Source organism: Pseudodesulfovibrio thermohalotolerans, from assembly GCF_021353295.2.
Taxonomy (GTDB): Bacteria; Desulfobacterota; Desulfovibrionia; order Desulfovibrionales; family Desulfovibrionaceae; genus Pseudodesulfovibrio; species Pseudodesulfovibrio thermohalotolerans.
Genome location: NZ_CP120635.1, coordinates 3,295,523 through 3,316,031 on the forward strand (window position 1 = coordinate 3,295,523; position 20,509 = coordinate 3,316,031).

The 20,509-nt window shown below is 63.4% G+C and carries 15 protein-coding genes; 6 read left to right on the top strand and 9 right to left on the bottom strand.

Annotated elements, in window-relative coordinates; translation table 11 throughout:
* Positions 1-13: 13 nt before the first annotated feature.
* Entirely contained in the window at positions 14-811 is a 798-nt protein-coding gene (locus LF599_RS15485; protein WP_279521413.1) for an ABC transporter ATP-binding protein, read from the bottom strand.
* Positions 812-928: 117 nt separating this feature from the next.
* Positions 929-1,585, bottom strand: coding sequence for a CBS domain-containing protein (locus LF599_RS15490; protein WP_279521414.1), 657 nt, complete (start codon positions 1,583-1,585; stop codon positions 929-931).
* A gap of 297 nt (positions 1,586-1,882) precedes the next feature.
* On the opposite strand from LF599_RS15490, the gene LF599_RS15495 reads away from it, so the two are divergent.
* Complete coding sequence (locus LF599_RS15495; protein ID WP_279521415.1) at positions 1,883-3,556, top strand: sensor domain-containing diguanylate cyclase; 1,674 nt, start codon at positions 1,883-1,885, stop codon at positions 3,554-3,556.
* 16 nt (positions 3,557-3,572) lie between these two features.
* Here the strand turns inward: LF599_RS15495 and LF599_RS15500 are convergent, their stop codons facing one another.
* Positions 3,573-6,248, bottom strand: coding sequence for a cobyric acid synthase (locus LF599_RS15500; protein ID WP_279521416.1), 2,676 nt, complete (start codon positions 6,246-6,248; stop codon positions 3,573-3,575).
* 229 nt (positions 6,249-6,477) lie between these two features.
* Between LF599_RS15500 and LF599_RS15505 the strand changes: the two genes are divergently transcribed.
* From LF599_RS15505 to LF599_RS15515, 3 genes are all read left to right on the top strand, one after another.
* A complete protein-coding gene (locus tag LF599_RS15505) occupies positions 6,478-8,502 on the top strand; it encodes a molybdopterin-containing oxidoreductase family protein (protein ID WP_279521417.1) in 2,025 nt (674 codons plus the stop codon).
* 102 nt (positions 8,503-8,604) lie between these two features.
* Positions 8,605-9,870, top strand: a complete 1,266-nt coding sequence (locus LF599_RS15510) for an alpha/beta fold hydrolase (protein WP_279521418.1) — start codon at positions 8,605-8,607, stop codon at positions 9,868-9,870.
* Positions 9,867-10,667, top strand: a complete 801-nt coding sequence (locus LF599_RS15515; RefSeq protein ID WP_279521419.1) for an MlaA family lipoprotein — start codon at positions 9,867-9,869, stop codon at positions 10,665-10,667. Before LF599_RS15510 ends, LF599_RS15515 begins: the two co-directional genes overlap by 4 nt.
* Before the next feature lie 94 nt (positions 10,668-10,761).
* On the opposite strand, the gene LF599_RS15520 is transcribed toward LF599_RS15515, so the two are convergent.
* Positions 10,762-11,601: a LysR substrate-binding domain-containing protein gene (locus LF599_RS15520; RefSeq protein WP_279521420.1), complete on the bottom strand. Its 840-nt coding sequence runs from the start codon at positions 11,599-11,601 to the stop codon at positions 10,762-10,764.
* A 112-nt stretch (positions 11,602-11,713) separates the two neighbouring features.
* On the opposite strand from LF599_RS15520, the gene LF599_RS15525 reads away from it, so the two are divergent.
* Positions 11,714-12,292 carry a flavodoxin family protein gene (locus LF599_RS15525; protein WP_279521421.1) on the top strand — a complete coding sequence of 193 codons (579 nt, stop codon included), beginning with the start codon at positions 11,714-11,716 and terminating at the stop codon, positions 12,290-12,292.
* A gap of 79 nt (positions 12,293-12,371) precedes the next feature.
* On the opposite strand, the gene LF599_RS15530 is transcribed toward LF599_RS15525, so the two are convergent.
* From LF599_RS15530 to lepA, 5 genes are all read right to left on the bottom strand, one after another.
* Entirely contained in the window at positions 12,372-13,793 is a 1,422-nt protein-coding gene (locus LF599_RS15530) for a carbon starvation CstA family protein (protein WP_279521422.1), read from the bottom strand.
* 136 nt (positions 13,794-13,929) lie between these two features.
* Positions 13,930-15,630 (bottom strand): LytS/YhcK type 5TM receptor domain-containing protein, encoded by a 1,701-nt coding sequence (locus tag LF599_RS15535; protein WP_279521423.1) that lies wholly within the window; start codon positions 15,628-15,630, stop codon positions 13,930-13,932.
* A 9-nt stretch (positions 15,631-15,639) separates the two neighbouring features.
* Complete coding sequence (locus tag LF599_RS15540) at positions 15,640-16,419, bottom strand: LytR/AlgR family response regulator transcription factor (RefSeq protein WP_279521424.1); 780 nt, start codon at positions 16,417-16,419, stop codon at positions 15,640-15,642.
* 112 nt (positions 16,420-16,531) lie between these two features.
* The gene (gene lepB, locus LF599_RS15545; RefSeq protein ID WP_269942968.1) at positions 16,532-17,152 is read right to left on the bottom strand and encodes a signal peptidase I; all 621 of its coding nucleotides are present in this window, start codon (positions 17,150-17,152) and stop codon (positions 16,532-16,534) included.
* Positions 17,153-17,176: 24 nt separating this feature from the next.
* Positions 17,177-18,982, bottom strand: a complete 1,806-nt coding sequence (gene lepA, locus LF599_RS15550) for a translation elongation factor 4 (RefSeq protein ID WP_269942969.1) — start codon at positions 18,980-18,982, stop codon at positions 17,177-17,179.
* 355 nt (positions 18,983-19,337) lie between these two features.
* Here lepA and cfa point away from each other — a divergent pair, with 355 nt between their 5' ends.
* The gene (cfa, locus tag LF599_RS15555; protein ID WP_279521425.1) at positions 19,338-20,492 is read left to right on the top strand and encodes a cyclopropane fatty acyl phospholipid synthase; all 1,155 of its coding nucleotides are present in this window, start codon (positions 19,338-19,340) and stop codon (positions 20,490-20,492) included.
* The last annotated feature ends 17 nt before the right edge of the window (positions 20,493-20,509 follow it).

Consider the following 20,509-nt stretch of genomic DNA (forward strand, 5'->3'; position numbering starts at 1 on the left):
TCCGGGCCGCCGGCTACCTCCCCATGAACGCGGCGTCCTCGGTGCCCAGATAGGCGCTGATGACGTCCGGGTTCGCCTGCACTTCATCCGGCGTGCCCTCGGCGATCTTGGAGCCGAAGTCGATGACCACGACCTTGTCGGAGATGTCCATGACAACTCCCATGTCGTGCTCGACCAGCAGGGCGGTGACGCCCCACTCCTCGGCGATATCCAGGATGTATCGGGCCATGTCCTCGGTCTCTTCGAGGTTCATGCCCGCCATGGGCTCGTCCAGAAGGATGAGCTTGGGCTCGGCGGCCAGGGCGCGGCCGAGTTCGACCCGCTTGCGCACGCCGTAGGGCAGACGCCCGGCGTGGTGATGGCGATATGGGGATAGATTCAGGAAGTCGATGACGTCCTCCACCCGGCGGCGATGGCTGCGCTCGGTGCGCACGGTCCTGCCGAAGTAGAGGATGGATGACAGCAACCCGTAGCCGATGCGGCCATGCCGCCCGACCATGAGGTTGTCGAGGACGGACAAGCCCTTGAACAGGGCTATGTTCTGGAATGTCCTGGAAAGTCCCAGCTCCGTGCGCCTGTGCGCGGGCAGGGATAGCAGGCATTCGCCGTCCAGCTTGATGGAGCTTGGTCCGCGCACGCCCCCGTCGGGGGAGTAGCGGCCGCTGATGCAGTTGAGCATGGAGGTTTTCCCGGCCCCGTTGGGACCGATGAGGGACGCGATGGTCCCTTTCTCCACTGAGAAGGACACGCCCATGAGCGCGGCGATGCCCTTGAAGGTGAGCGTAACGTCGCGGACGTCGAGGTAGGCCATAATCGTTCCATTATGGTCTTCGGAACCCGACCGTTCCAAACGACGTCTGCACGGCCCGTCGGTGAATGCCGAAAACACCGCCCGGGTCCATATGCTGCCGGTTGGGCAGTAGGGTCCCTAGGTCCACTCCCCCCGGAAATCCTCGGGAGCGACCAGTTTGTAGCCCCGCTCCGCGAGCGCCGTGGCGACCGTGGAGGGGTCTTCGGTATCTATTCGGACGACCACGATGCGGCGTCCGTTGTAAAAGAAGGTGCCGGTGGAAATGATGGACATCTTCATGTTGGCGATGACCCCGGCGACTTCATAGAGCACGCCGGAACGGTCCTCGACTTCAAGGGTCAGACGGCTGCCGCCCTCGCGGTAGCCCATCTCCTCGGCCAGGACGTCCAGCATGACGTTGCGATTGATATAGCCGATGAGCTCGCCCTCGTCGTCGACCACGGCCAGCCCGGCCAGGTTCATCTCGTACATCATGTCTGCGGCGCCCTCGATCTCGGTCTCCGGCGACACGGTCTTGATGTCGGTGCGGTAGATTTTCTCCACCGTCAGCTTGCTCATCAGGTAATTGATCTCGTGCTTCTCCAGGGAAGTCATGATGCTGGGCAGCGCGGCCGAAATATCTTCCTTGCGGACATAGCCCACAAGCTTTCCATCGTCGTTCACCACCAGGAGCATCCACAGCTTGTTGTCCTCAAGCTGTTTTTGAGCCTCCTTGACCAACGTCTGAGGGGTGACTTTGACGAAGTCGCGAAGCATTTTCAGTCCGACGTACATGAATTCCTCCTTGGCAGCGCACCGCGTGCCCTGTATTGCTTGAATGGCATGGATTCGTCCCGGTTGGATACACGTTTTCATTAAACGGCGCAATTCCAACCGTGAGCGGCAGGGTCCCGGTTATTACCATCTAGACACACTTTTCAACGGCCAGTCAATACTCAAACACCTGTTTGACCCGCAGCCGCCGCGCAGAACGCAGGGACGGCTCCGAAAGACCGCACAGCCCCGGTCCTATTCTAACAGTCTTGACTTTCCCGGAAATAAAGGCACAGTTATCGCGTTGAGGACCGACATATGTTCATAAATAGGAAACATCGCCCCCACATCGGTAAAATACCCGGCGAGGACCGTATGGTCGTCCTGCGGGGGATACGCGTATTTCTGGCGCTTCTCGCAATCGTCATCCTCATCGTCGCGGGCGGAGGCTCCCTCATCTACCACGTCGAGAAGGACAACTTCCTTGAGCGGCTGCAAATCACGGAAGCCAATTCCCTGGAGCTGCAACGCGTGTCCATCGAACGCATTCTCGACCGCGTCGTGTCCGACATACTGTTCCTGGCCGAGCAGAACGAACTCATCATGCACCTCGACACCGGAAACCGGCGGGCGGTCCTGGACATGGAGCGGGAGTACCTGCACCTTGCGGCCAGCAGGCGGGACTACGACCAGATCCGCTACCTGAACGAACAGGGCGTGGAGCAGGTCCGCATCAACTTCCGAAACGGGCTGGGCGAAGTCGTCCCCGAAAGCCGCCTGCAAGACAAGGGCGGACGATACTACTTCAAGGAAACCTTCGCCCTGAACGAGGGGAACATATTCCTCTCGCCCATGGACCTCAACATCGAACACGGCCGGATCGAGCAGCCCCCGAGACCCATGCTGCGCATCGGCACGCCCGTGTTCGACACCTACCGGCGCAAGCGGGGCATCGTCCTCATCAACTACAACGCGCAGGACCTCCTGGACACCATCCTCTGGACAGGCACCACCGCCGAGGGGCTGAGTATGCTCCTCAACTGTCGGGGCTACTGGCTCCTGGGGCCCGACCCGGACGATGAATGGGGGTTCATGTATCCCGACCGGAAAGACGTCTCCTTCGCCAACAGATTCCCGGCCGAGTGGCAACGCTTCAACTCGGGCGAACAAGGCCAGTTCCTGACCGAAAACGGCCTGTTCACCTTCGTCAGGCTGCACCCGCTGACCCATATGCAAAAAATCAGCATCAGGATGAATGCCAAGGCGGTGGCGTCCGCCACGGCGGACGCGCCCTCCCCCTACGTCTGGACCCTGGCCTCCCGGGTGCATCCGGACGTCCTGAACGGGCCCGCGAAAACGCTCAAGCTCAAACTGTTCGCGTTCGGCGGCGCACTCTTCATCATCATGGTATTCGGCGCGTGGGAATTGGCCATGGCGATCGCCCGGCGTCAGATATACCAAGATCAACTGGTCGAAGCGGCCATGTACGACGCCCTGACCGGCCTGCCCAACCGCAAGCTTTTCTTCGACAGGCTGGATTCGGCCATGATCGCGGCCGAGCGATACGAACGCAGGCTGGCCCTGGTCTACATCGATCTGGACGGTTTCAAGGAAGTAAACGACACCAAGGGCCACGACGCGGGCGACGAGCTGCTCAAGCGCGTGAGCGCCCTGCTGACCGGCGCAGTGCGGAAGTCCGACACCGTATCCCGGCTGGGCGGCGACGAATTCGCCGTCATCCTGGGCCAGGTGACCAACGTGCAGGACGCGGCCCTGGTCGGCGAAAAGATCGTTTCGGAGCTGCGCGCCCCCATCGCCCTCACATCGGGTCCCGTGACCATCGGCGCCAGCGTGGGCGTGGCCGTGTTTCCCGAGCATGGCCACTCCGAGGAGGAGCTTATCAAAAAGGCGGATCAGGCCATGTACGTCTCAAAGGACAAGGGCAAGAACACCTGCACCCTGGCCGACTCCTCCCGCTGCGCCGACGCCTGACCCGGCTTTCCCCGGATCAGCCGTCCCCGCGCCTGAACAGCGAAGCCTGGGCACACCCGCGCGACAACCCCAGCGAACGATAGACGGCGTCCATGTCCACGGCCTCGCGCACCACCGAGGCCAGATGGTCCAGGGCGTCCTCCAGTCCGAACACGGGCCTGGCGATCTCCAACGGCGACAACCCCTTGTCCATGCGCAACTGGTCCACGAACCAACGGCGGAAGCCGTCGGCGTCAAAGAGGCCGTGCAGGTAGGTGCCGAGCACCCGGCCGTCCGGGCGCATATAGCCCAGCGGTTCGCCGGAACCGTCGCGCATGGCCACGCGCAACTCCTCGGACAGCGGCTCGGTGCGGCCGTGATGAATCTCGTAGCCGTGTACAGCCAGTCCCGAGGCGGAATGCGTCCCGGACGTACGCGTCAGGGTCTTTTCCGGCGACAGGGTGGTCTGCACGGGCAGAAGATCGAAACCCTCCACGCGGGTGGTCTCGGACTCCAGCCCGTAGGGATCGTCCACAGTCCGGCCCAACATCTGGAACCCGCCGCAGATGCCGACGATACGCGTCCGGCCCCCGGCCAGCCCACGCAACGCCGCGGCCATGCCCGTGCCCTTGAGAGCGCGCATGTCCGGCACGGTGGACTTGGAGCCGGGGATTATCACCGCGTCGGGCGTGCCCACGTCGATGGCGTCGGACACCACGCGAACGCGCACGTCCGGTTCGGCGTGCAGCGGGTCGATATCGTTGAAATTCGAGATGCGCGGCAGGTCCAGAACCACGATGTCCACGCACTGGTCCTCGGGGAGTTTGTCGCCCTCGGGACGGAACCCTTCCTTGAACGAAACCGAATCCTCCTCGGGCAGTCCCAGGGAATGGATGTACGGCACCGTGCCGAGCACCGGCTTGCCCGTGCGCTCGAACATCTGGCTGAAAGCCGGGTCGAGCAGCGAGGCGTCGCCCCGGAAACGGTTGATGACGTAGCCCTCCACCAGGCTGCGCTCCCCGGGCGTGAGCAGGCTCATGGTCCCGACGATGGAGGCGAACACACCGCCCCGGTCGATATCCCCGGTGAGCAGGACCCGGGCCTCGGCGTACTGAGCCATGGCCATGTTGACGATATCGTGGTGTTTAAGGTTGACCTCGGCAGGGCTGCCCGCCCCTTCCAGGACCATGACGTCGTGCTCGTTGGCCAGGGAGTCGTAGGCGGCCTTGACCGCCTCCCAGGCGCGCGGCTTGTATTCCACGTACTCGCGCACGGCCATGTTGCCCACGGGGCGTCCCATAACGATGACCTGGGAGCCGGTGTCCGAACCGGGCTTGAGCAGCACCGGATTCATGCGCACATCGGGATTGAGTCGGCAGGCCATGGCCTGGGTCACCTGGGCGCGCCCCATCTCGCCGCCCTTGTCGGTGACAAAGGAGTTGAGGGACATGTTCTGGGCCTTGAACGGGGCCACATTGTAGCCGTCCTGAAGAAATATGCGGCAAAAGGCAGCGGCCAGCACGGACTTGCCCGCGTTGGAGCTGGTTCCCTGGATCATCAGGGCGGGCGTCCTGCGGGTCCGCCGGACCACCGGGCCGCGCGCCGTGCCCGCCACGACCTCCATGGCCCGGACCAGCTTCTCGTTGTCCTCGCGACTGCGCACGGCCACCCGGAACCAACAATCGTCCAGGCCGGTATAGTTGCCGCACAACCGGATGCCTATGCGGTGCTCCATGAGCAGCCGCTCCTGCAACCGGGTCGCGTCCTGCCCCACCCTGTCCATGCGGCACAGGAGATAGTTGGCCGAGCCGGGCATGACCTTGATACCGGGCACCTGGCGCAGGCCCGAGGCCAGCTCCTCGCGCAGCAGCTTCGTCCGCTCGCGGGTCTCCTCAAGATAGGCCGTGTCCCTGAGGCACCGCTCGCCCACCTTCTGGGCCAGTCCGTTCACGGACCAGGAGGGCATGGACCGGCGGATGCGCAGGATCATGTCCGGGTCGGCAAAGGCGAGGCCGAGCCGCAGGCCCGGGATGGCGTAGGTCTTGGTCAGGGAGAGGACGGTAATGACGTTTGACGGCCGGTCGCGGGTCAGCCGATCGGCGTCTCCGGGCAGGAATTCGGCGAACGATTCGTCCACCACGAAGACGGACCGGGGAAACATGGCCGCCACCTCGCGCACGTCGGCGGCGGACACCAGGCTCCCGGAAGGATTGTTCGGGCTGCACAGAAACACCAGCGAAGGCGTGGTCAACAGCGGGCCCATGGCCGGGAAGTCCACCTTGAAATCGTCGGTCAGCAGCGGCTCCTCAACGGGCAGCCCATGGGCCTTGCAGGACCTGGCGTAGTCCACATAGGTGGGCGAGGGGATGATCGCCCGGCGGAACCCCTTGAGCCCCGCCACGGCGAAAAGCAGCTCGGACGCGCCGTTGCCCGCCACGACCTGGGTGGGCCACACCTTGTACCGCTCGGCCGCGGCCATGACGAGCCCGGTGCTGTCCGGGTCGGGGTAGGAGTCCACGTCCTGAAGCGCCTGGCCGACCACCTGCCCGAGCCACTGCGGCGGCCCCATCGGGTTCACGTTGGCCGAAAAATCGAGGATATCGTCCGGCGAGCACCCGGCCGCCTCGGCCATGCGCCGCCGGTTCCCCCCGTGAGCGAACCGCCGCTCGTCCAAGACTTCCGATATCCCTTCGAAAACATTCTGCTTTATCATCACACTTCCGGCGTCTGCCCGTAGGCTTAAAAAAGATCAAGAATTTTGATCGGAATACGCGCAAAGCGGTCGGGTGTCCACTTGCAAAGGAAAGCGGCCCGCCGCCTCCTTTCCATCGTTTCCAACTGGAAAACTCCCCCGTTTTATGCAACCCTTCATAAACTTGCCGTCTCGCTTCCGAAGGCGGCCCGAACCCGACACAACCTCATCGCCGAGACGGAGAATCATCATGTGGAAGCGCGCGGTTTGCACCAAGGACTGTCCCGACACCTGCGGCCTGCTTGTCCAAGTCGAGGACGGCAGGATCATCCGGGTCAAGGGCGACCCCGACCATCCCTACACCCAGGGGTTCATCTGCAAAAAGGGAGCGCGGTTCCCGGAACACGTGCACGGCGCGGCGCGGCTGACCGAACCGCTCAGGCGCACCGGCCCCAAGGGAAGCGGCGAGTTCGAGCCCGTCACCTGGGACGAAGCCCTGGACGAAGTGGCCGCCAACATCCGGCGCGTGGCGGACGAGTTCGGCCCCGAGGCCGTGCTGCCCTACTCCTATGCGGGGCACATGGGACTGGTCCATCGCCACTCGGGCGACGCGTTCTTCAACAAGCTCGGGGCGAGCCGCCTGGACGCGACCATCTGCGGCCCGGCGGCCACGGCGGGCTTCAAGGCCAGCCTCGGCTCCGGCCCGAGCACCGAGATCCAGGAAGCCGCCAAGTCCGACTTCATCATCATCTGGGGCAACAACACCCTGGTGACCAACGTACACGCCTGGCCCCACTTCCTCCGCGCCCGCAAGAACGGAGCGAAGATCGTGGTCATCGACCCGTACCGCAACCCCACGGCCAACGAGGCGGACCGCCACCTGATGCTCCGCCCCGGCACGGACGCGGCCCTGGCGCTCGCCGTCATGCACGTGCTCATCGACGAGGACATGCTCGACCACGACTTCATCGCGACGCGCACCATCGGCTTTGACCGGCTCAAGGAACGCGTCATCGACTGGCCCCCGGCCCGCGCCGCCGAGATCTGCGGCCTGCGGGAAACGGAAATCCGCGATCTGGCCCGCGCCTACGGCACCGCGCGCGCCCCGTACATCCGCTCAGGCTGGGGCCCGGCCCGGCAACTGGCGGGCGGCATGGCCATGCGGACCATCTCCCTGCTCCCGGCCCTGGTCAACGCCTTCGCCAAACCGGGCGGCGGCATCACCCGTTCCCTTGGCGGCGCGCCGGGCAAGGCCGCATCCCTGCTCCGTCCCGACCTGCGCCCGGAAGGCACGCGTACCGTGAACATGGTCCGCCTTGGCCACGCCCTGACCGAACTTTCCGACCCGCCGATCAAGCTGCTCTACAACTATCTTTCCAACCCCGCCGCCGTGGCCCCGCAATCGGCGCAAGTCATGGCCGGGCTCGCCCGCGAAGACCTGTTCACCGTGGTCCAGGAGATGTACATGACCGACACCGCCAGGTTCGCGGACATCATCCTGCCGGGCGCGAGCTTCCTGGAGACGGGCGACATCTACCGCTGCTACGGGCACAACCATATCCAAATCGCGCGGCCCGTGATCGCACCGGTGGGTCAGGCCCGCCCCATCCTGGACACCTTCCAGGCCTTGGCGGCGCGGCTGGGCTTCGACGAGGAGGTCTTCTCCCTGACCGAGGAGCAGTGCATCGAACGCATCCTCGCCGAATCCGCCGACTCCCCCTTCATGGACGGCGTGGACCTCGACGCATTGCGCCGGGGCGAACCCGTCCGCCTGAACATCCCGGCCAACCCCTTTGAGCACGGATTCAAAACCGCGTCCGGCAAGGTGGAGTTCTACTCCCAATCCATGGCGGACCAGGGCCTCGATCCCCTGCCCGACGGCACGCCCGTGCGCGACCCCGAAGGCGGCGACGCCTACCCGCTGGAGTGCATCACCCCGCCCCACCCCCTGCTGCTCAACTCCGCCTTCAACGAGATCGAATCCATCCGCGAAAGAACCGGCGGCCCCAAGGTGCTCATCCACCCCGATACCGCCAAGACGCGGGGCATCGAACAGGGCATGGCCGTCCGGGTCTTCAACGGGCGCGGCCAGATCACCGCCCTGGCCGAAGTGACCGAGGACACCCGCCCGGACCTGCTCGTGATCGAGGGGCTACACTGGCCGAACACCCGGCCCGGCGCGGGCTCCAACCAGCTCACCAGCCAGCGCATCACGGACATGGGCAACACCTGCGCGTTCCACTGCAACAAGGCGGAGGTGGAACCGCTCGAATAGGACCGGAGGACGGAAGCCCCCTCGCCAAGGACGTTGCTTTTCCCGGAGAGGCGGGCTAACAGGCTGCATTGCCGGATTTGCCAGACGGAAACAGGTCACCAAATGCGAACACTCTGCGCCCTCACCCTCTTTCTTTTACTCCTGCCGTCCTTTGCCTCGGCCGAGGAACAGCCGTACCCTTTCGACGACCCGTACCGGGCCACGGTCCTGGGCACGCCCGCGAAGCTGCGCTACCAGTTCGCTGCCCCGGTCCTGCCCGACGTCCGGGCCATCCGCATCGAGGGCCGCAATGTCCCGGAAGTCTTCGAATACAGCCGGGACATGAACTTCTCCACGGCCCTTCAGGACCACGCGGCCCCGCTCATCTTCATCATCGCGGGCACCGGCGCGGAACACAACTCCGGCAAGATGTTGTTTCTCACCGAGGTGTTTTACGAGGCGGGCTATCATGTGGTCGCCCTGTCCTCGCCCACGCACATGAATTTCGTGGTCAGCGCGTCCACCCACGGCGTGGCCGGATACGTCCCCTTCGACGTGGACGACCTGAACCGGGTCATGGGCTGGATCAGGGAGGAACTGGCCAAGGAGTGCGAGATCACCGGCTACAGCCTGGCGGGCTACAGCCTGGGAGCCCTGCACGCGGCCTTTCTGGCCAAGCGGGATGAGGAGACGCGCGAATTCGGCTTCCGGAAAGTGGTCATGATAAACCCGCCCGTATCCCTGTACCGCTCAGTCAAACGCCTGGACTCCTGGCTGACCGAGGAAAACCTGGGCCGAACCTCGGTACACAACGAGATCGCGGGGTTCATCGACAGGTTTTCCGACTACTACCTTCACGCCGAAGTTACCGACCTGGACGACGATTTTCTCTACGACATGATTACGGACATCAACCTGGACCGGCGCGACTTCAAGACCCTGATCGGAGCAGCCTTCCGCGTTTCCTCCGCGTCCATGATCTTCTCCTCGGACGTCTGCCTGCGGGCCGGATACCTGGTCCCGCCCGGCCACTATCCGCTCAGGACGGCCTCGCCGCTCCTGGGCTACGCGCGGCAGGCCTTCGACATCTCCTTCGAAGACTACCTGAACGAATTCCTGCTGCCCTACCTGCGCTACAACGACCCCACCGCCACCCGGTCCGGCGTGCTTGAGCGGTCGAGCCTGGAATTCATCCGCGACTGGCTCGCCGAAACGCCCAAGGTCGTGGTGGCGGGCACCCGGGACGACGTCATCCTGGACGCGGCGGACGTGCGTTTTCTGGAAACGGTTTTCGGCGAACGGGCGCATTTGTTCGAGCACGGCGGCCACTGCGGCAACATGATGCACCCGGCGTTCGTCCGGACGCTGAAGGAACTGGTGCAACAATGAGCTTGCGCGTGTTTTCCCTGTTCCTCCCGGCCGTCCTGGTCCTGACGATCATGAGCGGCTGCGGCCCCAAGGTCGTGGACGTGACCGATCCGCAGGCTGGCCTTGAGCCCACGGGATTCCAAACCCCGGTCCACCACTGGCCCGAGGAGAACTCGAACTCGTGGATATTCCTCGAAGTCGACGACCCGTGGGAACCGATGAACCGCAACCTGTACGAGATCAACGCCACCCTGGACAAATACGTCATGCTTCCGGCGGCCACCCTGTACAAGGTCTTCATCCCCTCGGTCGTGCGCTCCGGAGTGAAAAATTTCATCGCCAACCTCAACGAGATGCCCGTGGCCTTCAACAGCGTGCTCCAGGGGCGCATGGAAAAGGCGGCCATCTCCTTTTCGCGTTTCCTTATCAACTCGACTTTCGGACTGCTCGGCGTCCGCGACCTGGCCTCCCGCAACAAGAAGCTGCCGCGCCAGAGCGAGGACTTCGGCCAGACCCTCGGCTATTGGGGAATAGGTTCCGGCCCGTACTTCGTCATGCCCATCCTGGGTCCGTCCAACGTGCGCGACGCCGCCGGGTTCGGCGGGGACATCCTGATCCTCTATGCGGAAATGACCATGGTCTATCAAGCGACGGGCATTGAGAACAACCGCCCCCTGGACATGACCGACCTCATCCTCCGGGGCATCAACCTGCGCGCCAACACGGCCTTCAGCTATCACTCCACCGGCTCGCCCTTCGAATACGAGATGGTCCGCTTCATCTACACCAAGAAACGGGAACTGGACATCCAACGGTAGACGGCCGGACCGCCGCCGGTCCGGAACGTTCCCTGTTGGGGAAGCGAAGACGGCCGTCCCCGAACGGAGGGGCCGCCTAGCGGGACGCCCCGCGCTATTCGTGAAACGCGGCGACGAGGTGTTCCCGGAAGCAGGCGACGTGTTCGGGAACCGGAATGCGCGCCATGTGCAGAACGGCGCAGGACGGCGGCAGCGCGGGCAGGCCGTGCCGCCCGTCAAGGCCGACCAGATCATGCGGGAGCGTCCGCTCGATGGCGGGCGTTATCGCCAGTCCGGCCCGGGCCGCGTCGAGAACACCGGACAATCCCCGACTCACGCAGACGACCCGATAGGGAATCCCGGCTTCCGCCAGGGCGCTGAGCGCCCAGTCCCGGAAGAGGCACCCCTCCTCCACGGCCAGGGGAAGACGGCTGGCTCGTCCCGGGTCGAATCCGGGCCGGGCCGCCCAGACCAGCCTGTCGCGGCAGACCACCTGCCCGCCGTCATGGGCATCGGTACACAGGCCGATATCCAACTCGCCCCGGTCAAGGCCCTTTTTGACCACGTCGCTCGTCCGGCAGTGCATCTCCACGACGACGTCCGGGTGGTCCCCCGCGAACCCGGCGAGCAGTTTCGGCAGCAGCCCCATGGTGTAGTGCTCGGGGGAGCCGAAGCGGATGACGCCCTTGAGCCGCGCGTCGGAGAGCGACAGGACGGCATCGTCGTGGCGCCGCACGATGTCCCGCGCATGGCCAAGCAGCCGCTTTCCGTCCGGGGTGAGCCTGGCCTTCTTTCCGTCCCGCACGAACAGCGGCCTGCCGACCTCTTCCTCCAGCCTCTTGATCTGCACGCTCACCGCGGACTGGGAACGGTTCACTCGGCCGCCCGCCTTCGTAAAGCTTTGGGTGGCCGCAACCGCGAGAAACGTGCGCAGGTATTCTATGGGCAACTGCATTCGATGATTTTTATTCATCGTTTTCAAAAAAACAATTCATTTCACAGATTATTCTGACCGGCCTAGAGTTGCCGCCGATCGATTGCAACCGCAACGTCCCAAGGAGGGAAAAATGCGCATATTGACTTTGCTCGGCAGCCCGAGGGCCGGAGGGAACACGGCGAAAATGCTGGAGGCGGCCGAATCCGAATTCAAACGGCGGGGCCATGGCGTGCACCGGATTCACGTGGCCCGCAAAAAGGTCGAAGGGTGTCTTGGGTGCAACAAGTGCCGGAAGGTTCCCGACCGCATCGCTTGCGTCCAGAAGGACGACGGTGCGGCTATACTGCAAGACATGATTGATGCGGACATGGTCCTGTTCGCCACCCCGGTGTATTATTGGGGCATGACCGCCCAACTCAAGGCCCTGGTGGACCGGACCAACGCGCTCATCACCCGGTACGGCGAACCGGATCAGACTTCCCTGGTGCGGGGAAAGCCCGTGGCCCTGCTGGCCACAGGAGGCGGAATATATGAAAACAACCAGCTCGTCTTCGAGGCCTTCCGAAAAACCGCGGCCGCACTACAGGCCGAACTTGTCGGGGAACTGCACATCGGCGGCTGCACGGAGCCGGGCGACATGACCGCCGAGACCCGTTCACAAGGGGCCGAGTTCGCCGCCCGGATTCTCGCACGGGTGGCGTCGAGATAGGCGCGCCACGCGAAAAGGCCCGCTCCTCTCGGAGCGGGCCTTTCTTTTATGCGATGCCTGTCGTGCCTGTTGCGGACGGCTAGGCGGAGGTTTCTGCCACGGACTTGCCGGAGAAGACGTACTTGAAGAGGAAGGCCGCGAAGATGGCGGCGGCGCCCACAAGGCCGATAATCACGGAGGTGTCGTAGGACAGACCGAAACCGATCTGGGCGTTGGCGATGAAGGTCACGCAAACGGCGGTCATGAAGACGGCCGGGATGGTGGCGATCCAGTGCAGCTTGCCGCGCTGGGCCAGATAAGCGGCGGAGGTCCACAGGACCAGGGCGCTCAGGCACTGGTTGGAGAAGCCGAAGTACCGCCAGATGGTCGAGAAGTTCTGGGTGGAGATGACGTAGCCGATGACGAACAGCGGGATGGAGATCATCAACCGCTTGACGGCGGCATCCTGCTTGACCTTGAAGGTTTCGGCCACGATCAGGCGGGTGGACCGGAACGCGGTGTCGCCGCTGGTGATGGGCAGGACGATGACGGCCAGGATGGCCAGGCCGCCGCCGACGGTGCCGAGCAGGGAACGGGAGACTTCGGCGACCACTGCGGAGGGGGAGCCAGCGGCGACGACCGAGGACAGGGCCTGGGGATTGTCGTAGAAGGAAATGCCCAGCGCGCACCAGACCAGGCCGATGATGCCTTCGATAATCATGGAGCCGTAGAACACGGCGCGGCCCTGGCGCTCATTCGCGACACAGCGGGCCATGAGCGGGGACTGAGTGGAGTGGAAGCCGGAAATGGCGCTGCACGAGATGGTGATGAACAGCAGCGGCCAGATGGGCTTGTCGCCGGGGTGCATGTTGTTGAAAGCCAGGTTCGGCAGGACTTCGTGACCGGAGAACATCAGGGCGATGAACAGGGACACGGTCATGGCCAGGAGCAGGAAGCCGAGCAGCGGGTAGATGCGGCCGATGATCTTGTCGATGGGCAGAATGGTCGCCAGGAAGTAGTAGCCGAAGATGGCGATAACCAGCAGGCCGGTGTCGATGCCGGTCAGTCCGTTGAGCAGCTTGGCCGGGGAAAGGACGAAGACCACGCCGACCAGCATGAGCAGGATGAAGGAAAACAAACGCATGACCTGGCGGGCGGACATGCCGAGGTATTCGCCGACCACTTCGGGAATGGACGCGCCGTTGTTGCGCAAGGAAAGCATTCCGGAGAAATAGTCGTGGACCGCGCCGCCGAAGATACAGCCGATGACGATCCAGATCATGGCCACGGGGCCGTAGAGAGCGCCCAGGATGGGGCCGAAAATGGGACCGATGCCCGCGATGTCGAGCACCTGGATAAAGATGAGCTTCCATTTGGGCATGACCATGTAGTCGATGCCGTCGGCCATGGCCACGGCCGGGGTGACGCGGTTCTCGTCAGAACCGAAGATACGATCCACGAACGTGCCGTAGATGAAATATCCCGCGATGAGCAGGGCTACGCATCCGAAAAAGAAAAGCATGTTTCACAACCTCCGATGAAAAGTTACGCCGCCGAGCGGCGACTTCCTTTTAGGAGGTTTCGGGAGGAGAATGCGACGGTTCCCGTCGGAACCGACCGTTTCGGAGTCTGAACAGACGTATACCCGGTTCGAATGGTCAGCGCCGGTCGGGCACCTGAAGCACGATGGTGGTACCCTTGCCGGGAACGCTGTCCACTTTTGGCGCGAACTGGCGGCCGTAGATGTGCTCCATGCGGCTCAGGCAGTTGCGCATACCGATGCCGCCGGTGGCCGAATCGGCGCACTCGGGATTGAGGACCCGGTCGAGGGTGGCGCGGTCCATGCCCACGCCGTCATCGGCCACGCGGATTTCGAGATGCCCGTTCTCGCGCCGCGCGCTGACCCTGACCATGCCGCCCCGCTCCCGGCCGAGCACGCCGTGCCGGATCGCGTTCTCCACCAGGGGCTGGATAATCAGCGGCGGGATGGGCCAGTTGCCGCACCCGTCCTCGACCTCCGCCTCCACCTGGATGCGGTCGCCGAAGCGGGCCTTCTCGATGGCCAGATAGGAGCGTACCTGCTCCAACTCCTCGCTCAGGGGAATGAACCCCCGGCTCAGGTCCAGGTTGCGGCGCATATACAGGGACAAATCCATGAGCAGATCTCTGGCCCGCTCGGAATTGGTCCGGCAGAACGAGGCGATGGTGTTCAAAGAGTTGAACAGAAAATGGGGGTTGATCTGGGCGTGCAGCCTGCGGATTTCCGCGTGGGCCAGCATCTGCTCCTTGATCTGGATGTCCTCCAGCTCCACCTGGGTGGAAAAGAGATTGGCCAGCCCGTTGGCCACCTCGAAGAGGGTGGCGTTGAGCGGCCGCTCGCGGCTGCCGTAGAACTTGAGGGTGCCGACGATCTCGTCATTTTTCTTGAGCGGAACGATGATGGCCGACGTCATGGGGCAGTCGGCCTGGTTGCAGCCGATGGCCTCCGCGCTGTGAAGGAATGTGGGCCTGCCCGTCCTGACGACCTCCCGCGTGGCGGTGGTGCGGATTTCCCGTCCGGGCAAATGGTGATCGGCCCCGGCTCCCACGTGGGCCAACACGTCCCGGGTGTCGGTGATGGCCACCGCGGCCACGCCCACCCGGGTGAATATGATCTCGGCAGTGGCCGCCGCAGTCTCGGGCGAAAGCCCCATGCGCAGATAACTGACGGCCATGTTGGCGATGTCCAGGATGATCTGGGCGTGCAGGGACTCGCGCCGGTCGCGGTCGCGGGAAAAAAGATTGATAACCTCCACGAACAAGGCCGCGCCAAAGGCGTTGACCAGGAGCATGGGCGGGGCGATGAGCTTGACCAGCTCCCACGCTTCGGGGAACGGCCTGGACATGAGCAACAGCAGCCCCATGTGCATGGCCTCGCCCGCCAGGGCCAGGACAGAGGCCGCCCGCCAATTCAGGGCCGCCGCGCCGTATCTCCAGGCCACCATGCCGGCCGCGAATCCCTCCAGAGCCGTGGCGATGCCGCAGGGATACGCGCTGAACCCGTGCAGATCGAAGGCGATGCGGTGCACTCCGGCGATCAGCCCCGCGCCGATGCCCACCACGGGACCGCCGAACAGGCCGCCCGAGATGACCACCATCGCCCGCAGGTTGGCCACGGAGTCGAAGACCGCGTTGCCGGTGTAGGTGCCGAGGATACCGAGCAGCCCGAAAAGGACGGTCACCAGAACCGTGCGCAACCGGCTGCTCCCGCCGGTGAACTGCATGTGCCGCACGGGCATGATGGTCAGGAACAGAAGGACCACGCCCACCATGAGGCCGAACCGCTCGGCCAGAATCAAAATAATTTCAAAGGTGTTCACGGAGTCTCCCTACAGTTCCATGGCGTCCTTGAAGGCCCGCACCCGAGCCTTGCTGACGGTGATCTCGGTCTCGGCCCGGTCGCTCATGGTCAGAACGTATTTGCCGTTGAACCACGGCGCGTAGGTCCGCACCAGGGCGAGGTTGACCAACTGGGACCTGTTGGCCCGAAAAAAGGGGAATCCCTCCAGACGCTCTTCCAGGCGGTCCAGGGTCGCGTCGCAGGCGCAGGGGTAGAGGTTGTCGCGCGTCCCGGCGTGGACCCTGCGGTTCTCGTAATTGAAATAGACGATCTCCCTGGGGCTCAGGAGGATGTTGCGGCCCCCGTGCTCCACGCTGATGCGCGTCACGCCAGGCTTGATGCCCGCGCCCGCCAGCAGCCTGCGCAAGACTTCGCTCGATTCCCTGGTCTCGCTGGCCTCCAGCCGCTTGCGCACCCGGTCGAGGCTGTCCGCCAGCCGCCGGGTGTCCACGGGCTTGAGGATGTAGTCCACCGCGTTCTCCTCGAAGGCGCGAATGGCGTACTCGTCGAAGGCGGTGACAAAGATCACCAGAGGATGCCGCTCCATGGCCATGACGTCCCTGAGCACCGAAAACCCGTCCCGGCCGGGCATCTGGATGTCCAGAAAGACCAGGTCGGGCTGCTTGACGGCGATGGCCTCGACCGCGTCGGCGGCATTGCCCGCAATGCCCACCACGTCAATGTCCGCGTGCGACGAGAGCAGGTAGTTGAGCTCGTCCTGAGCCGGAAGCTCGTCGTCCACCAGTATGGTTCGTATGACATTGTTCATAATCATTCCTACGTGTGGCTTGCAAAAACGAAGTAAGGCATGGGGGCGCGCTTGGCAAGGCCGCAAAAAAGCCGCTCGGGGAGCGGCTTTTTCATTGATGCGGCATGTGGGTCTAGTTCAGCAGGGTTCCGATCCGGTTGAACCGGATATCGGTGACGGAGCCCCAGGACCAGTAAATGACCAGGGCCTTGCCGACGATCTTGCTGCGCTTGACCGGCCCCCACCAGCGGGAGTCGTAGGAGCCTTCGCGGTTGTCGCCCATGACAAAGTACTCGCCCTGCGGGATGACCACCGGGCCGAAGTTGTCACGCACGGGCAGGGTGTCGGCCTTGGTATGGAGCACGTAGGGCTCATCCAGGGCGCGACCGTTGATGTAGACCACTTTATTGCGCACTTCCAGGGTCTCGCCCGGCAGGCCGATGACCCGCTTGATGAAGTCCTTGGACTCGTCCTCCGGGAACAGGAAGACGACGATGTCGCCGCGCTGCGGGTCGCCGGTCTTCATCAGCACCTTGCCGTCGGTGGTGTCGAGCCAGAGATTGGAAGGCAGGCGGACGTCGTAGGCGAACTTGGAGACCAGCAGGTGGTCGCCGATCTGCAGGGTCTCAAGCATGGACCCGGACGGAATCTTGAACGCCTGGACGATGAAGGCCCGGATGACAAAGGCCAGAAGAAGGGCCACGACAATGGCCTCAAGGGTATCACGAAAAGATTTGAGCGAGCTTTGAGTCATGGGATTCCTTGTTGGATGCGCCGACTAGTCCTCATCGGCTTTCAATACGGACAGGAACGCTTCCTGGGGGATTTCCACGTTGCCCATGCGGCGCATACGCTTCTTTCCCTCTTTCTGCTTTTCCAGCAACTTGCGCTTCCGGGTGATGTCGCCGCCGTAGCACTTGGCGGTGACGTCCTTGCGGAAGGGGGCGTTGCGTTCCTTGGCAACGATCTTGTTGCCGATGGCGGCCTGAATGACCACCTCGAACATCTGGCGCGGAATGCTGCGCTTGAGCTTCAATGCGAGCGAACGGCCGATGCGGGCGGAGTTCTCCCGATGCACGATGCACGAGAAGGCATCCACGGGATCGCCGTTGATAAGAATGTCCAGCCGGACCAGGTCGGCCTCGCGATAGTCGATAACCTCGTAGTCGAGGGAGGCGTAGCCCTTGGTGGACGACTTGAGCTTGTCGAAGAAGTCGTACATGACCTCGGCGAACGGCATCTCGTAGGTGATGACCACGCGCGAGGAGGTGATGTAGGCGATATTCTTCTGGATACCCCGCTTCTCTTCGCACAGGGCGAGCACCGCGCCAACGTACTCGTTGGGCACGTGCACTTCCAGGCGCACGAACGGTTCGCGGATGGCCTTGATGCGAGTCGGGTCCGGCAGCTTGGACGGGTTGTCGATAATCAGCTCCTCGTCGGTCACGGTGAGGACCTCATAGATGACCGACGGGGCGGTGGTAATCAACCGGGCCTCGAACTCGCGCTCAAGCCGCTCCTGAATGATCTCGATGTGCAGAAGGCCCAGGAAGCCGCAGCGGAACCCGAAACCGAGAGCCTGGGAGGTCTCCGGTTCGTAGGTAAAGGCCGCGTCGTTGAGCTGGAGCTTTTCCAGGGCCGCCTTGAGCGTCTCGTATTCGGAGGGCTCCACCGGATACAGCCCGGAAAAGACCATGGGCTTGACCGGCTTGAATCCGGGATACGGCGTTGCCACGGGGTTTTCGGCCAGGGTGATGGTGTCGCCCACGGGCGCGTCGCCAAGCTCTTTCATGGAGGCGCACAGGAAGCCGACCTCGCCAGGCCCCATCTCCTTCAAGTCCTTGGCCTCGGGCATGAACGCGCCCAGCCGGGTGACCTCGAAGACCTTCCCGCTCGAATGGATCTTGATGCGCTTGCCCTTCTTCAGCGTGCCGTCGATGATCCGGAAAAGGACCACCACGCCCTGATACGAGTCGTACCAGGAGTCGAAGATAAGCGCCTTGAGGGGAGCCTGCGGATCGCCCTTGGGCGGCGGCAGCAGGTTGATGACCGCGTCCAGGACTTCCTCCACGTTCTTGCCGGTCTTGGCCGAAACCATGATCGGATGGGAGCAGTCCAGGCCGATGACCTCCTCGATCTCTTGCGCCATGCGCTCGGGATCGGCGCTGGGCAGGTCGATCTTGTTCAGCACCGGGATGACCTCAAGGTCATTGTCCAGGGCCAGATACACGTTGGCCAGGGTCTGGGCCTCGACGCCCTGAGTGGCGTCCACCACCAGAAGCGCGCCTTCGCAGGCCGCGAGCGACCGCGAGACCTCGTAGGAAAAGTCCACGTGGCCAGGCGTATCAATGAGGTTGAGGATGTACTCGGTCCCGTCGTGGTCGGTATACGGAATGCGCACGGTCTGCGCCTTGATGGTGATGCCGCGCTCGCGCTCCAGCTCCATCTTGTCCAGGTACTGGTCCTTTTTCTCGCGGTCGCCGACCATGCCGGTGATTTCGAGGATGCGATCCGCAAGCGTGGACTTGCCGTGGTCAATGTGGGCAATGATGCTGAAATTGCGTATTTTATCGATCTTGCTCATAATTTCCATTCTATAGGGAATTTACCGCCGGACAAGGCGTTAGACCCCGTCCGTGGGGCTGGAATGGTCTTGTAAGGCATTTGCATCCGCTTGTCTAATATATATAGGTGATGATCCCCGACATCCGGCGGCCAAACAAGGCTGCCAGACCGGAGAAAAGACGCCGCAAGGCCGAGATCCACGCCCGCCGCCCGCAGGAACCGCCATGGTTGGCGGACAAATTTGCAAAGGACCTGCCGATTCCGAACTCCCTCTTGTTGCCGGACTCACGAAGTGCTATGTTCGCCATAAACAGCATGAATGCCCGGAGCGCGGGAGAAAAGAAACCGGGCACATTGTGCAAGGAGTCTTCAAAATGTCTGCAAGCAGAGCGATCCTGGCCGACCTGCTGACGGAGGCCGGCGTGGCGGTGGACGGCGATCATCCATGGGACATCAAGGTTTCGGACGAACGCCTCTTCCATGACATCCTTCTCAGGAAGAACCTGGGACTCGGCGAGGGGTACATGCGCGGGTGGTGGAACTGCGAGCGCGTGGACGAATTCATCTTCCGCGTGCTTAAAACCGGAGCGGAGGAACGAGTGCGCGACTCCTGGCGACTCTTGGCCAAGGCCCTGCCCGCCCTGCTCCTCAACATGCAAAGCCTGTCGCGCGCCCGCGTTGTGGCCAAACGGCATTACGACCTGGGCAACGACCTGTTCGAGGGATTCCTCGACCCGTACATGCAGTACAGTTGCGCCTACTTCAAAGGCATGGACGGCTGCGCGGACCCGCTGTCCGACGACAAGTCGTCCCGGGACCTAGAAGAGGCGCAACGGGCCAAAATGCGCCTCATCTGTGAAAAGCTGGAGCTTGCGCCCGGTGACCGGGTCCTCGATATCGGCTGCGGGTGGGGCGGACTGGCCCGGTTCATGGTCGAGGAGCGTGGCTGTAAAGTGGTGGGCGTCAACATCTCCAAACGGCAAATAGAATTCGCCCGCGACTTCTGCGCCGGGCTGCCCGTGGAGATTCGCGAAACAGACTACCGGCTGCTAAACGAACCCTTCGACAAAATCGTGTCCGTGGGCATGTTCGAGCATGTGGGCCCACGGAACTACGGCGAATTCATGGATACCGTGGCCCGCTGCCTCAAGCCGAACGGCCTGTTCCTGCTCCACACCATCGGGGGCAACACCACCAGCCGAAGCATCGACCCGTGGATTTCCACCTACATCTTCCCCAACGGCTGCCTGCCCTCCGTCGCTCAGGTCTCACGGGCCTCGGAATCGCACTTCGTCATGGAGGACCTCCACAACTTCGGCCCCTTCTACGACCGCACCCTCTTGTGCTGGCTGCGCAACTTCCGCCGCTCCTGGCCGAAACTGCGCGGCAAATACGGCGACCGCTTCAGACGAATGTGGGAATATTATCTCCAATCCTGCGCGGGCGCGTTCCGGGCAAGGGACATCCAACTGTGGCAGTTCGTGTTCTCTCCCGCCGGCAGACGGCAGCCGGAATGCAGGATGGGGTAGCGCGGGTCCCAGGCCGG